This is a genomic window from Pseudomonas fragariae (ex Marin et al. 2024) (assembly GCF_059621105.1).
The window spans coordinates 1,155,461-1,170,765 of sequence record NZ_CM184369.1; the positions used below are offsets into that span (position 1 = coordinate 1,155,461).

Annotated in this window: 10 protein-coding genes; 3 read left to right on the top strand and 7 right to left on the bottom strand. The window is 52.7% G+C overall.

Annotated features, from left to right (window positions below):
- Positions 1–90: 90 nt before the first annotated feature.
- Positions 91–1,212 carry a J domain-containing protein gene (locus tag AC54XV_RS05230; protein ID WP_024641307.1) on the bottom strand — a complete coding sequence of 374 codons (1,122 nt, stop codon included), beginning with the start codon at positions 1,210–1,212 and terminating at the stop codon, positions 91–93.
- A gap of 1,371 nt (positions 1,213–2,583) precedes the next feature.
- Here AC54XV_RS05230 and AC54XV_RS05235 point away from each other — a divergent pair.
- Entirely contained in the window at positions 2,584–3,609 is a 1,026-nt protein-coding gene (locus tag AC54XV_RS05235; protein ID WP_373605093.1) for a methyl-accepting chemotaxis protein, read from the top strand.
- 277 nt (positions 3,610–3,886) lie between these two features.
- Positions 3,887–4,786, top strand: a complete 900-nt coding sequence (locus AC54XV_RS05240; RefSeq protein WP_496718917.1) for a glycosyltransferase family 2 protein — start codon at positions 3,887–3,889, stop codon at positions 4,784–4,786.
- Positions 4,787–5,226: 440 nt separating this feature from the next.
- Here AC54XV_RS05240 and AC54XV_RS05245 read toward each other — a convergent pair whose 3' ends face one another.
- The gene (locus tag AC54XV_RS05245) at positions 5,227–6,633 is read right to left on the bottom strand and encodes a rhamnan synthesis F family protein (RefSeq protein WP_003404882.1); all 1,407 of its coding nucleotides are present in this window, start codon (positions 6,631–6,633) and stop codon (positions 5,227–5,229) included.
- Between the two features lie 1,157 nt (positions 6,634–7,790).
- Between AC54XV_RS05245 and AC54XV_RS05250 the strand changes: the two genes are divergently transcribed.
- On the top strand, positions 7,791–9,878 hold the full coding sequence (locus tag AC54XV_RS05250; protein ID WP_496718082.1) for a glycosyltransferase family 2 protein: 2,088 nt from the start codon (positions 7,791–7,793) through the stop codon (positions 9,876–9,878).
- A 96-nt stretch (positions 9,879–9,974) separates the two neighbouring features.
- Here AC54XV_RS05250 and AC54XV_RS05255 read toward each other — a convergent pair whose 3' ends face one another.
- The 5 genes from AC54XV_RS05255 to AC54XV_RS05275 are packed head-to-tail and all read right to left on the bottom strand — an operon-like array spanning position 9,975 to position 15,266.
- The gene (locus AC54XV_RS05255; RefSeq protein ID WP_024652604.1) at positions 9,975–10,379 is read right to left on the bottom strand and encodes a GtrA family protein; all 405 of its coding nucleotides are present in this window, start codon (positions 10,377–10,379) and stop codon (positions 9,975–9,977) included.
- Positions 10,380–10,386: 7 nt separating this feature from the next.
- Entirely contained in the window at positions 10,387–11,337 is a 951-nt protein-coding gene (locus tag AC54XV_RS05260) for a WxcM-like domain-containing protein (protein ID WP_496718084.1), read from the bottom strand.
- Positions 11,324–12,274, bottom strand: coding sequence for a glycosyltransferase family 2 protein (locus AC54XV_RS05265; RefSeq protein ID WP_003404893.1), 951 nt, complete (start codon positions 12,272–12,274; stop codon positions 11,324–11,326). Before AC54XV_RS05265 ends, AC54XV_RS05260 begins: the two co-directional genes overlap by 14 nt.
- Positions 12,271–13,374, bottom strand: coding sequence for a DegT/DnrJ/EryC1/StrS family aminotransferase (locus AC54XV_RS05270; protein WP_003404897.1), 1,104 nt, complete (start codon positions 13,372–13,374; stop codon positions 12,271–12,273). Before AC54XV_RS05270 ends, AC54XV_RS05265 begins: the two co-directional genes overlap by 4 nt.
- Before the next feature lie 14 nt (positions 13,375–13,388).
- A complete protein-coding gene (locus tag AC54XV_RS05275) occupies positions 13,389–15,266 on the bottom strand; it encodes a DUF2142 domain-containing protein (RefSeq protein ID WP_053275740.1) in 1,878 nt (625 codons plus the stop codon).
- Positions 15,267–15,305 lie beyond the last annotated feature (39 nt).

Genomic DNA, 15,305 nt, shown 5'->3' on the forward strand with positions numbered 1-15,305 from the left:
ACGCATATGTGTCAAGCGTTGTTGTGAAAAATAATTGCGTGCGATCAACCGGTTAGGTGGCAGCCCTCGTCGGTACGTCGTTCCGGGCGCTTACCGGAACAGGGTGTCGAGCATCTCCAGGTCATCGAATTCTTCTGCCCTCTCCAGCATCTCGGCCATCTCCCTTCGCTCCCTGAGCCAGGCTTTAAGGCTTTTCGGGGTGGTCAGTGCCTGCAGTTCGTCCTGTTCCTCGTCGAGGTGCTCCCGTATGGCTTTGACCTGCCTGGCACACTTTGTGTTGGCGGTCTTGGGTTTGAGGTCCTCGTACGGGTCCATCAGGAAGCGTTCACGGATCAGCATCTTGCGGTCGTGGATCTCGTCCTCCAGCTCTCTGAGTTGTTCGCTCAGGATCCGGTTGAAATGCTTGAGGCGCTTGTCGGAGATGCTGTCGATGTGGCTCTGGTCGATTTGCTCGATCTCCATTTGCATCTTCAGTAGCGCCAGCAAGTCATCACCTTCGTACGCTTCGTTGACCCTTTGCATGAGCGCTGTCTTGCGATCGCGCTCATCGGCGTCCTGCTCGCGGTCCGGGTGCAGTGCGCTGGCCAGCTTGCGGTAGATTTCGCGCAAGGACTGGCTGCCTTCAGCCTCTTCCTGCTCACGACGCAGTTCGCTGGCCGTCGGCTTTTTCGGCTTCTGTGCGCCTTGCGCCTGCTCGGCCTGCTCTTTGAGCTTCTCTTCAATATGCCGAGTCACGTCCTCGAGGGAGTCCAGGTCGACATCGTCGTCCAGTTCCACGCCCAGATTTTCTTCCAGTGATGCTTTGAACTGCTGGTTTTGCAGGCGCTCCTCCTCGTCGTAGTCGTTGCCGGTGTATTTGAGGTAGAGCTGCTTCAGTTCTTCATCGTGTTCGCCGCCCATGAGTGACATGGTCAGGACGCAGATAATCTCGAGCACCGTATGTCTGTCTTTTTTGGCCAGGCGGAACTGATCGAAAGCCACGTCAAGCAAGCGCAGCTTGTTCATCTCGTTCGCTGCCTGCTCACGGAGCATCGGAACCAACTCTTCGATCCACAGCTTTTCGCAGGTTGCTGAAATCGCGAGCCACTGCTGCAAAAGCTTGCGCCTGGTTTCGAGCTTTTCCATCAGCGTGTTGAATTTCTTCTGACCGGCGCTCAAATGCGGCTTGGACGGTTGCGTGACGATGCGTGGCGAGGCGGGTGGGGTGGTCATGAAGACCTCCTTGATGGGGGAGCACTGCTGCGTAGTGATTGATTGTCGTTGGCCAGTTTACTTTTTCTGACCTTTTTGCGGGATGAATAAATGGCTGCCGTAAAGCACTTCTTCTTGTCTGCTGAGCGGTCCGCTTCTTGCTTGCATGTGCCTGATAGCTCGTTTGAGAAGCTTTTTGACGCCAAAAACAATGAATGGCGACACTTTGCGTACCAATCTGAGGCGATGTGTATCGCCATTGAAACAAGAACATGGCATTTTGCTGTTAGTGTTTTTCCAACAAAAGGCATCGCCTCTGTTTGTGCAGATCTGGCAGGTGTTCACCGGGAGTCGCAGGACATGAACAGTCTTTTGTCACCAGGCATGCGCCTGATGGGACATTTTGGTTTTGCTCGCAAGTTTCAGGTCTTGTTCCTGCTGTTCATGTTGCCGCTGGCGGGCAGCGCATGGGTCATCACCAAGGAATACAGCAACAAGCTCGATGTCATATCCGGGGAGCAATCCGGCGTGCGTCAACTGCTGGCCCTCGACGATCTGAACATCGAGTTGTCCGCCCAGCGCGATCATGCCGCACGCTGGAAAGCGGCCGACATTCTGCGCGAGCCAACCCCGGCGGCGAAGGCGGCGATGGCCAGCGTCGATGCAGGGATACCTCGAATTGCCAACGCGCTGCAGGGCGTTCAGGCCGTATTGGTTGAAGAGAAAGCTCCTGCCGACACCATGAACCGTTTCAAGGCGCTTCAAGCTGCGGTCACCGGTCTGGACACGGCATCATTGCGCACGGTGGGCTGGTGGCCTGATGGCTACGACCGCTTCACCACGGTGCTGAATCTGGTCCAGGCGCTGCGTGAGCAGATCGCGATGGACAGCGGTTTGATTCTCGACCCCTGGCTTGAAACCTACATGCTGATGCAGCTTTCCACCCAGCAAGTGCCGGACCTGATCGAGCGTATCGGTCGTCTGTCGAGTGTGGGGCAGACGTCGGTGGCATCGGGGCAGTTCAGCCTGCAGAGCCGCCTGCAAATGCGCGACCTGCGTGGCCGCATCGATGATTCCAAGGACCAGATGCAAAAGGCTGCCGGCCTGCTGCTATCCAAACTCCCTGAGCAGTTGCAGCCGTGGGCCGACAAGTACGCTGCGGTGATGCAAGTGCTGGAAGCACAGCTGAAGGTCATTGACGAAGGTGTTTTCGGCGGCAGCATCAAGCTCAAACCGGAAGAGTTCGAAAAGAGCATCGACACGCTGACCAGCAGCACGGCGGATTTGCGCAGGCAATCGCTTGACGCGCTCAATGGACGCCTCGATTACTACCACGAGAACTCCAACACGGAGTTCATCCCGATGGCGGTGGTCTTCTGTGTTCTGGTGATCATGGCGATCTATCTGTTCGCCTGTCTGCAATCCTCGATTCGCAACAGCGCCAGAGGCATCACCACGCTGGCTGAATCCCTGCGTGACGGCAATCTGTGTGTGGAAGTGGCTGTGCAGGGCCGTGACGAGCTGGCTGCCATCAGCCGCGCGCTGAACGTCGCGGTAGTGCAGCTGCGTACCAGCCTGCTGGGTGTCAATCAGGAAACCGTACGTGTCGGCGATGCGGTCTTGACGCTGAATGCCCAGTCCAGCGGGACGCTCACCGAAGTCGAAGACCAGCAACAACAGATCAGCCAGATCGCCGCAGCAGCCACCGAACTGGCTGCCACTTCCCAGGGCGTGGCCAGAAGCTGTGAGCAGGCATCGGAGAGCGCCAGGCAGACGCGTCAGATTGCTCAGCAAAGCAGCCAGGACAGCCAGCGCACCACTGACAGCATCCAGCAACTCAATCAGCGGCTGACCGAAACTGCCGCTGCGCTGGGCCGCGTCAGCGAGCAGGGCCAGCAGATCCAGTCGGTGGTGGATGCCATTCGCGGCATCGCCGAACAGACCAACCTGCTGGCCCTCAACGCAGCCATCGAGGCGGCGCGCGCCGGTGAGCAAGGCCGCGGGTTCGCGGTGGTTGCCGATGAAGTGCGCAGCCTGTCCCAGCGCACCCAGGCCTCGACCGCTCAGATCGCCGGCACGGTCGACAGCTTGCGCTCCACCGTGACGCAGGCGGTCAACCTGATGGAAGCGGCCTGCGGGCAAGCCGTCAACGATGCGCAGTCGGTAACCGGCCTGGGCATCCGCCTGGGCGAAATCGCCACGGCAGTGCAGGGTGTGACCGATACGCTGGCGCAGATATCGACCGCCGTGGAAGAACAGGCAACGACCGCTGATGAAGTGAGCAGTAACATCCAGCAGGTCGATCAGGCCGCAGGACGTTTGCTGGAAGGCGCCCGTGCGGTCAATCAGGCGGCGGATACCCTGAGTCAGGGTAGTAGGGCGTTGAATGACAATACGGCGCGGTTTCGCTTGGGGTGATTGGGCAGTTTGCCGCATCAGACCGAAGAACCGGCGTGGTGAAACCCGCCGGACTATCCGTTTTTGTGGGAGGACGTGTAAAAGTTGGATCAACGGATATACATTCAATCATTTGATAACTGACGGGAGTCGACACAAGGCGTAAAATGCGCGGTTTTTGCAGGCGAAAGGTTTCTTGAGAACGCAGCTCCCCGAAAAACACAGGGCAGACGGTGCCAGCCCGCTACGGCGTCGAGGTTTATCCGACGCGTCCGGCCGCCCACGCGTCGCCATTTTGATGTGCACGTACAACGGGGCTGTGTACCTTCGTGAGCAGCTCGAATCGTTTTTTGCTCAGACCTTTCGCAATTGGGTGCTTTATGTTTCCGACGATGCATCGACTGATGACACCGTTGGCATACTTTCCGAGTACCAGGCCCGCTGGGGGCGCGAGCGGTTAGTTATTTTCAGCGGGCCTTGCAAGGGCTTTGCGGAGAACTTTGTCTCGCTGGTTCGACGCCCTGAAATAGACGCCGACTATTTTGCGTTCAGTGATCAGGATGACGTCTGGTTCAGCGACAAGCTGGAGAGAAGCGTGGGGCGCCTTGAGCTATTGAAGCCCGATAAACCGGCGCTTTACTGCTCCAGAACCCGGCTGGTCGATGCGGACTTGAAGGTAATCGGGGTTTCTCCGCTGTTCAAAAAAGAGCCGTCTTTTAAAAACGCCCTGGTTCAGAGCCTGGCAGGTGCCAATACCATGCTGATCAACCAGGCGGCGCGAGATCTTTTGGTCAAATTGCCTGAACACGCCCCACTGATCGCCCATGACTGGCTGACCTATCTTCTTGTTACGGGGTGCGGTGGTCAGGTTTTCTATGATGCCGACCCCTGCCTCTACTATCGCCAGCACCGAGGAAACCTGATCGGGGCCAATGCGAGTACTCGAGAAAGGCTGGTACGGTTTCGTAAAATGCTCTCGGGGCGATTTGTAGAGTGGAACGATGCGAACGTGGCGATCCTCAAGGCCATGGAGTGTCTGCTCACTGAGGAAAGCCGCTATGTGCTGGAATGTTTTGAAAACGGTCGCAGGCAGCCTTTGTTCAAGCGTGTATCCACGCTTCGAAAGGCTGGCATCTACCGGCAGACTGTGCAGGGCAATCTGAGCCTGATCCTGGCGGCTTGTTTGGGCAGGGTTTAGAAGACGGAGAGTTTTTTGATGACCGTATGACCACGTCACTAGCGTGCTCAAGTGGTGCAGAACGAGTTTGAGAGTTCTCTATTGAAAGAGGACAGCGCCACGGTACGTCACTCACTCTTTACGCGTTCTCTCGCCCACCCGTTGCTCGTCAATATCTCAGGCTTGAATCTCTACACTTATATATTGAAGTCTGTTTTGGCGACAGGGTTTACAAGAAAAGAGGCTACGTTCGTTTATATGCGTTTAAGACAGGCTTAAACAAGCGCTCGGAGCGTTTCTCGCCTGTTTTAGCCTTGCCTGACCCTTGATCGCCCGAGGGGCGAAGGTCAAGAGACATTGTTGACGAGGCACCTCGCCAACAATGCGGGTGAACCAGAATATAACGTTGCGGTGATACCGAATGCTCGCGGGTTCAGTGCTCTGGTCGTGCTAATGAGCAATTAGCTAAGCTGAGGAATGAGTGAGGCGTCGTAAGAGTCTGCTTTCAGCCGGGTTTTTATGTGCTGAATATCTTGGCGGTTCGAGTTTTTAACGACTTCGAATTTCAGGAATGGGAAGCCTTCGTCTATTAGCTTTTCCCAATTAAAAATGGTGGCGTTATTTTCTCCTGCTTGCTGGAAAATGCAATCGGTGCTAAGTCCGCAGGACTGGAGTCTGCTGGTAAACGTTATTTCATAATCGCGAATGACTTTGCTTTTGTCGGCGTGGTTTATGACGGTTGACCAAAAGTTTTTAAAGTCTCTTGATTGAATTGCTTTCTCGCGAAAAACTAAAAAGAAACTTTGCAAGTGTCGAGCATGTTCATTGTTCTCAACCAGTCCGATGACGTCGGCATGACGTGAGCGTATTTTTTCCATAAGCCCTGATCCACTCATGCCGATAGGGCCAATGATGCTGTCATTTGTCAAAATTATTTCTTTGCAGTCCTGTATCCATGGATGTATTTTGATGGTGTGTGCCCATGCCGCGAAATCAAACCCAATGTTTTGTCTTGCGATGATATGAGCGCACGTAGCGTTAAGATTTTCGGGTATCACGACGTCGTTAGCGTCCGATGCTATTATCAGAAATACAGACAAACCGCCGAGCGTAAGCTCTGTTGCATAATTGTATACGTGCGGTTTGATTTTTCCATCGGGACTGTGTGTGACCAGCAAAGCAACTCGCTCGGAAGGACCTGAGTTTTTTAGCACAGTGATGGACGCCGACTCTACTTCTTCATGCGGTTGCAGGGGTTCCGCCCGCACTAAAGGAACGCCTGCCTGCATGCCCGTCCGCAGATAATGCTTCAGTGGATTTTCAGAACAACCTGTGGCCTTTATATAGGCTGCTGCATCGAATCTTGGCGAGGGATTAAAGCCTTCTTCGCCGTGTTTTATGAAATGTGCCAACGGCTCGTCAAAGCCGATTTGATCCTTGTATTTCGCCAGATAATACTCAGGCTCGAAGAAAGGGTTCGGCTCATACCCTATCCGACTGCCTATTTCCGAGTAGTGAAACAAACAGTTTTTGGGGTGTGATTTTGACTCCGGATGGCAATCCATATACCAGTCAGAGCGAAAGAAAACACTCGCCCATCGGCCTTCAGCACATCCGCTTGTCAAAAAATGCTCCGCTGGATCGAGACCAGCGTTGGCGACGTCGGGGTAGTGGCTCATGTAAAAGTCAGGATCAAAAATCCCCAGCCTCAACAGTTGCTGCTTGTCTACAGAAATATCTTGGTATTTCCGTCCCTCAGCGCGGCCATAATCCAGATAATGTTGGGCCGGGTGCATACCTGACGAGGCAACATCAGGATTCAAGCGTAGGTATTCTACGGCAGAGAAATCAAAAGGGAGGGTGCTCATAATCATCCTGTGACTGTCATTTATTTTCGGATGCTACACAGGCCGCTCCGTTCTTTGCAAGGCAGGAAGGGTGCAGGCTGTTGCAGAGTAGATCGACAGATGCAAAGGGTCTCGACCTGCGACTCAAGGGTAAAATTTGTCGCCACTGCCACCCTGTGGTGTCGGCTTTATACAAAAGATTACGTGTGTGAGGCCGCTTCCTAACCAACTTCCCATGGCTAAGAAAGGGTATGTGCTCGGATTCTAATGGTCGTCAGCTCTCGTGTTTGAAAGACGGTTTTCACAGTCAACACTTTTATCTTCTTTCATGCGATTCAAAAGCGGGCTCCGTCCAAAAAATGCGCAGCCAGCATCGTTTCCAACAATTACTTTTTGTGAAACTCGTTCACAGGTAGGCTTGTGTACAACCGTAAGAAAGCAGGGGCTGCTATCACCGTTCAATCTGTTACCCATGCCTTTGAACGCAGAAAATCAGTACGTAGCATCTCGAATGTCGGTCTTGATACTCTGCCTACCCATGGCGCTGTCATCGTAAGCGCGCCGACTGAACGCTCCGTTGTCTGCGCCTCTTTTGGTCAAGATGCGTTGCGATGAGTGCCATGGACAGCTGGATTGAATCTGGCACGTACCGATTGCAAGGGGCTATGCGCTTTTGAGGGGTTCAGTCATGCGCCTGTCGACGCCTCGGGTGAGTGAGTTTGATCAACGGCTTCCGTCCATGAAAATCGACTGATAATGCGCGCCCCAATGCCCGGACGCGGACGTTACTCGAAGCCTGTGAGTCATCTGAGCTTTTAAGGATCAAGCGTGGGGTGTGTACGATAAAATCACTTGGAATTTTTCGGGGATCATGAACGCGCGGCGTATTGGCTATGCTTGGTTTTGGGAAAATTTTGGATCAGGCGGGCGCATTCTCCTGTAGTGAGTGGGCACGCCAGAGGTTCGCAGTGCCGGTTTCCTCTCCGGTGCCATCTTGGGGCGGTGTCGATCAAGATCGCTTGAAATTCTGATGTTGTTGATAGGGTCTCATAAGCTAAACCGTCACAGACAAGTCGTGTAATATACGGAGTGTCGAAAGGAGTGCGAGTGACCGTATTGCCGTAAGAGCAACGTGGTGTATTCGGAAGAATTTAAAGAAATTACGAGGTCATCGAGTCATGCTTAAGCGTCTCCGCCACGAGAACTCGCTTCAGAAAAAGCAATCTTCTGCTGCCATAGAGAAGCTGCAGCGAGAGCTGGTTTTAGAGCAGCAAAAACTGGCCAGAAAGGAAGCAGTGTTCACGGCGGCTTTGATCGAGCGAGATACGCATATCCATAATCTGAATCTGACCATTATGGAGCTCCAAGGCTCGACCAGCTGGAAGATAACATCTCCGCTTAGAAAAATAGTTGCTGCCATTCGACGCGCGCGCAGCGGAGAGCAGGCAGCTGCGCCATTTCCTGCACATGGCTCGCTTCCGCATACCGTGGAGCCAGAAGAGACAGAGCTCATTCACTCTGAACACGTGCCAGATCATGTCGATACGTACACGCAATGGGTCGAAGAGTTTGACACCATTGACGATATTGATCGCCTTTGCATGTATGAGGAAATGGGAGCTTGGAAAACCAAGCCGCTGCTGTCGATCATCATGCCTGTTTACAATCCGCCTATCGACATGCTGAGAGAAGCCATCGAAAGCATAAAAACCCAAGTTTATTTCAACTGGGAATTGTGCATAGCCGACGATGCGTCAACCGATCACCGTGTTCGGCTGTTTCTTGAACAGAGTGTCAAATCAGACCATCGGATAAAAGTCACCTATCGTGAACAGAATGGTCACATTTCGAAGGCCAGCAATTCTGCACTCGACGTCGCAACAGGTGAGTTCATTGTCCTGATGGATAACGATGACACGCTTCCTGAGCACGCCTTGTTCTGGGTGGCCAAAACAATCAATAACCATCCTGATGCGGCTGTAATTTATTCGGATGAAGACAAGATAGACGAGCAGGGCATCAGATCGGCTCCCTATTTTAAAACCGACTGGAACCCTTACCTCTTCCGCTCGCACAACATGATCAGCCATCTTGGCGTGTACCGGAAAGAACTCGTTGATAGAGTCGGGGGGTTTCGGATCGGTATGGAAGGATCCCAGGATTATGATCTGGCGCTTCGTTGCGTTGAGCAAGTCGAGGCTGCCCAGATCATTCATATCCCTCGCGTACTTTATCATTGGCGCATGCATGCAGGCAGCACTGCAATGTCCACCGATGAAAAGCCCTATGCACAAAATGCCGGGCAAAAGGCACTTGATGAACACCTGAAAAGATCTGGAATAGCCGGGCATGCCGAGCTACTGGATTTTGGCATGTACCGTGTTCACTACGACTTGCCTGCTGTGAAGCCTTTGGTGAGTTTGATCATTCCGACGCGGAACGCTTACGCGTTGGTGAAACAATGCATTGAGAGCATTCGTCACAAGACGCTCTATCCCAACTACGAAATCATTCTGGTTGATAACGGTTCTGATGATCCGCAGTCGCTGCAGTATTTCGAGATGCTCTCACGCCTGACGGGTGTCACCGTGCTTCGTGACGACGGTGAATTCAACTACTCCGCACTGAATAACAACGCGGTAGAGCACGCCAAGGGTGAGCTTATCGGGTTGATCAACAACGATATCGAAGTCATCAATCCTGAGTGGCTGGATGAAATGGTGTCCCTGGCGTTGCAGCCTAACGCTGGAGCTATTGGTGCACGGTTGTGGTATCCCGATGAGCGGCTACAGCATGGTGGCGTCATCATGGGACCACTCACCCTTGCCGGGCATGCTCATAAAATGCTGCCCAGAGGGCATCATGGCTATTTCGGAAGAGCATCTTTGATTCAGGGAATGTCTGCGGTGACAGCAGCGTGCCTGGTCGTGAAGAAATCAGTCTTCCAGGAAGTAGGTGGGCTCAACGCCAAGGATCTGAAGATTGCCTTCAATGATGTGGACTTGTGCCTGAAGATCATGCAGGCCGGGTATCAGAATATCTGGACCCCGAATGCAGACCTTTACCATCATGAGTCCGCGACGCGTGGCTTTGAGGATACGCCTGAAAAAATTAAGCGGTTTATTAGCGAAGTCGAGTACATGCAGAACAAGTGGCGTGCGATTATCAAGCACGACCCTTACTACAACCCTAACCTGACTATATCTGCGGAAGACTTTTCGGTAGCGTTCCCGCCGCGTGTTACTGATCTGGCGGGTGGTGTGTAGCCTGCTAAGAGCTATGGTTGAGGCAGGTGGCGGTAGTCACCGACACCTGCCTCATACTGATCAAGCAAGACGTTTGTCCCGCCGTGACCATGCAGGTTACTGGCTCTTCTCGGCCTTGGCGGCGAACGCAAGTTTTGACAGGATGAACGTCACAGGCAGAGTTAATGCAATAGCGGCCAAAGGCGCAAGTCTTTCGTCAAACTGCAGCTTTTCGACCCAGCACCAGAGTATGACCAGACTCAAGCAATACTGAATCGCGTAAATAAGCGGCAGCAGGATCACAGAGCGCAGGCCCTGATGGCTCTTGAAGACAAAGAATCGATTCAGAACATAGGCCAGCAATATTCCGGTCACATAAGAAATCGTGTAACTGATTTTATAGGACAGGAACATCAACAGAATGAGATAGATTCCATAGGTCAGGGCGGTGTTGAAACCGCCTGACATCAGGAATCGAGCAAAATCCTGTTTTAAGAATTTTGAAAAAGCCCGATTCATCATGGTGCCGTTATTCAGCGTTTGCGATCAGGGATTTGAATTCTTCGTAGTTACGAATGTAGTCCCCGGCATCATAGTAATGCGATGCAAACACCAACAGTACGGCATCCTGTGAATAGCGATACTGAATACCCCAGGTCATCGGTGGCAGGTGGATGCCCTGATTCGGCTTGTCGAGAATAAACTCTTCACGATTGACACCATCATCCGCTACAACATGAACCGAGCCCTTCACTGCCACCAGAAACTGGTGACAGATACGGTGCGCGTGTTCGCCCCGCGTCTCGGCAGTCGGTACGTCGTAGACCAAGAAGTAACGTTCGGACTTGAAGGGTACCGAACGCTCGAATTCGCCCGCCGACAAACTACCGCGAATATCCGCGACTTCATTCATGGTGTGCAAGGTTACGTTCTTCACTGACGTGGCGGTTACGCCTGGCGCAGCCTTTTCCGGGCGTGTCTCGCTACTGGCGTTGACAGGCTTGGCGTCCACGTAACCAATGATCTTGGCCGGGTTACCTACGACTATAGCGTTAGGCGGTACAGAGCGGGTCACGACAGCACCTGCGCCGACCATGGCGTTGATGCCGATGGTAATGCCCGGAAGAATCGTGCAGTTAGCACCCAGTGAGGCGCCTTTTCTGATAATGGTACGCGCGAAACTCTGTGGATAGACTTTGCTGCGTGGGAACAGGTCATTAGTAAATGTGGCGTTAGGACCGATGAAGACATCGTCCTCAATGGTAATGCCGTCCCATACCTGTACACCGCACTTCAGCGTCACTCGATCGCCGATGATAACGTCGTTCTCGATGAATACGTTGTCGCACACGTTGCACTCACTGCCCAAGCGTGCGCCTGGCAGGATATGGGCGAACGCCCATATCCGCGAATCTTTCCCGATAGTCTCGGACTCGCACAGCGCATGACTGTGGACAAAGAAATCCTTACCGCTGCTCATGTGTTTCTCCAAATCCCTCGATTCGCATCGGGATGGCCAAGGGTCTATTCTTTGTATTTTCGTAAGTACGCCATGCATAAGAACCGACGATGCCCAATCCCAGCAGGTTCAAGCAGCCGAGGAAGGTAATGGCCAGCATGATCATTGCGTAGCCGGGTACTTCAATTCTGCCTTCGAGCTTGGCGATGAGTGTGAACACACCGAACAGCGCCGCAAATGTAGAGCCGAACGCGCCGACGCGGGTCAATATACGTATAGGCATATCCGTGAAGGAGAATACGCTGTCCATCAAGTAATTGACTTTTTTACGCAGCGTCCATGCAGACGTACCGTGAACCCGTTCCTGCCGGGTATAGGTAACTACTTCGCGGCGATAGCCCATCCAGAAGATCTGCGCGATGAGAGAGCTGTGACGCTCTTCAAGAGTCAGCAGAGTATCCCGAAAAGCCTTGTTGCAGGCGAACATATCAACGCCGCCTGGCGGTATTTCAGGGATGACATAGCGACGGTAAAAGCCCCAGAAAATCTTTGAAGCAGTCCGCGTTGCCCATGGGTCCTGACGACCTTCACGTACACCAACCACAACGTCGATATCGCCGCGCATCAGTACCGTATTCATTTCCAGAACCAGTTCCGGCGGCTCTTGAAGATCTGCAGCCATTACCGCAAAACGGTCGCCAGTGCCATGCTGTAAGCCCGTGCGGATCGCCATGAATGATCCGAAGTTTCTGGACAGCAGGATCAGCTTGGACTTGAACGATTGTGACGGTAGTTGTTCCCTGAGTAGTTCGTAACAGCGGTCAGGGCTGCCATCCACAACGAACACAACTTCCAGGTCGTGTCCGAGCTGCTTATCAAGCGCCGTCACAGCAACGAGCAAGTCTGGAAGATTGCTCTCGTTGCGATAGACGGGAATGACCAACGTCAGCAAAATCATATCTCCTTGGAAAAGTGCGCAGTGACCGCAGCGATGACGCGATCAACCTCGTCGTCACTGAGGCCTGGGAAGCAGGGCAGGGAGATGACGGTATCGCACGTACGCTCGGTTACGTCCAGAGCCACGGAAGGGACTGCCGAGTAAGCCGGCTGCTTATGGTCGGCAATCGGGTAGTGGATATCTGTGCTGATGGACTTCTCTTTAAGCGCAGCGGCAAGTGCAGTCCTGTCTTTCGCACGAATCACATACAAGTGCGCAACGTAGTCTTCCGACACCGAGGATGGAAGTTCAATGTCCAGACCGGCAAATGCTTCGTTGTAACGCTTGGCGATGGAGCGGCGCTGCTCGTTCCAAGTGTCCAGATGAGGCAACTTGATGCGCAAGATTGCAGCTTGCATCTCGTCGAGCCGGCTATTGCGACCGCCCGGGATAGCAATGCGGTACTTCTGGTCCCAGCCATACTGGCGAAGCTGGCGAATGCGCGCTGCCAGAGCGTCATCCCCGGTAACCACTGCGCCGCCGTCACCGAGAGCGCCCAGGTTTTTAGTCGGATAGAAGCTGAAGCAGGCGATGGTGCCAAAGCTGCCTGCTTGCTTGCCATTGCGTCGAGCGCCGTGGGATTGCGCGCAATCTTCAAGAACCGGAATGCCGGCGGCGGAGGCGATCTGAACGATCTCTTCGATGTTAGCCAGTTGGCCGTACAGGTGCGTAACAATGATGGCCGTCGGCTTTTCCTTGGCAATTACGGTTTCCAGAGAGTTTTTGCAAAGGGTCAATGTTGCAGGATCGACATCTGCGTAAACAGGCGTTGCGCCTACTGCGTGGATCGCTGTACTGCCATAGAAACCGGCATTTGCCACGGCGACAACCCGGTCGCCTACAACAACGTCCAGGCCTTTGAGGGCGAGTTCCAATGCATCCGAACCGTTAGCCACGCTGATGCAATGCTGCACACCTACGTAGGCGGCAAACTCTTCCTCGAACAGCTTCACTTCGTTACCCAAAACGTACCAGTGGCTGTCCAGCACGGCCTTCAACGGCGTCGCGAAATCAAGTCCTGCGTTAGCTTTGATGGCCGAGAAAAGCGGAATATTTTCCATTGGGGTTTCCATGATCAGTGAGACGAACGGCTGATGAACTCGCATACATCAGGCATTGCGAAAATTTTGAATGAAGAGCTGACAGTGTATAGCTTCAGGTCGCACTTGTCGGGTTGGGGCGCCACAGTTATAACGCCTTCGTAGCCGCTCCGAAGCGCCGCTTTGTCGGCGAGCGCATCAGCGACATCGGCCCGCTTTACCTCGACTTTAATAGCGCCGATTATCTTACCTGCCTCAGCCGCTATCACATACTCTGGTGACCCTCCGTTTGCAGGGGGGACGCTCCAACCTCTCAAGAACAAGCCATCAGGCGTTTGTCTGATTTCGTCGTACGTACCAGTTGCATTGGGCTGGCCGAGAGGAGCCTTGATAAAAAAATCACCATTGGTTATGGACAATCGTTCTGTCAGCTGCGCAGCACTAAAAGAGAGATTTCCTGTATTTTTGGTTGCGTCGCTTGTCATAACTGCTTCTGTCACGGAACGGCCGATAACCGACTTCTGAATATTCATTGGGCTCAAGGCGTTTTCTTTCCAGGCCACTAGGTTTGTCCACGCCATCCAAACAACTACCATAAGTAACCACTTCAAGTGAAATCGGCTTGACCTCGCATCTCTCGCAAATGATGCAGCGTTTTTGGCGCGAGCGTGGCTCATGCTGGCAAACGCCAAGAGTATTGATAAGAAGGGAATCGTTACAAATAGATAACGGCCCTGTGGTTGGGGTAATGAGTTTTGCGACGCCAGCAGGCTGAGTATTATGATCGAAGGAAATAGACCCAAAGTCATGATAAGCGGCAGCAAGTAGTTTAAGAAAAATAATCTTCTTTCATCACGTGCATAAGCTCGCCCTGTCTGTATTAGGCTGGCTATTACAAGCATAATGAATATTATAGCTGCACCCATATAATAGGTCGAAGGCAGAAATATATTCATCCAGCCGGAGGTAGAGAAATAACTCAGCAGTGTAAGGTTAAGCCAAGGCGTGATGGTTTCCATGTTGAATAGATACCCGGGACACCTTATGTAGCAGGTGCCAAATCCCGCGGCAGAATTATTTTTATGCAAGGCCACAAAATCAATCTGGCCGGAGATTCCAGTTATTTCGCCAAACTTAATGTAGGTGATAAGCAGCATGGGCACGCAAATAATAGCTGCAAAAATTATCATTGTTGTGAAATATGATGTAAGCGATTTGCGGCCAAGAAAATGATGCGCGGTCAGCATAACTGCAACAAAAACTAGTGCCGGCAATAGATAGAGTTTTGCTAGGAACATCAGCCCGATAGCGCACCCTAGGCAGATGGCCGTAAGTTTGTTAGTGGATCTCAAAAAGCCTAGAAGTGCACTGATCAGCAGTGCTACGCTCATCACTCCGAATGCATCACTGTTGAAATACGAGAATACAAAAGACACTTGCGGCATCAATGCAACCGCTAGAGCAGCCAGGGTCGCGGCTTTTTTGGGCATTCCCATGCGGTGTGCAATACGGAACAGCGCGCAGATAAAAACTGCGCCCAGTATCCAGTTGAAGCATCTGGCAGCAAGATAAGCCAGTTCAGACGGCAGCATCCAGCTGAAGCTGTATGATGTGACAAGTGCGCCGAGGACGTGAGGGAAAGGAAGCCCGTGATACCAAAAAGCACCTTGTTGCCAAGTATGACCTGAGATCGACCCTGTAAACGCTTGAACAGGCTCTGTCGCGTTTGGTATGGAGTGAAACGTCTTTATATATTCCAGTAGAAAGAAGTGAGTCGCTTCATCGGGGGCGCCGTTAAATGGAGTGCCTGCTGACCATATAGCCAAAAGTAAGAAATACCCCAAAGCCAGTATGAGCTGGTATGGGATGTCTTTTGCACCTGTTTGGCGGTGTGAGTAATTGTTCTCAAACACGTACAGCTCCTTGGCTCTTAACGTCCATTGTTTTCTTAT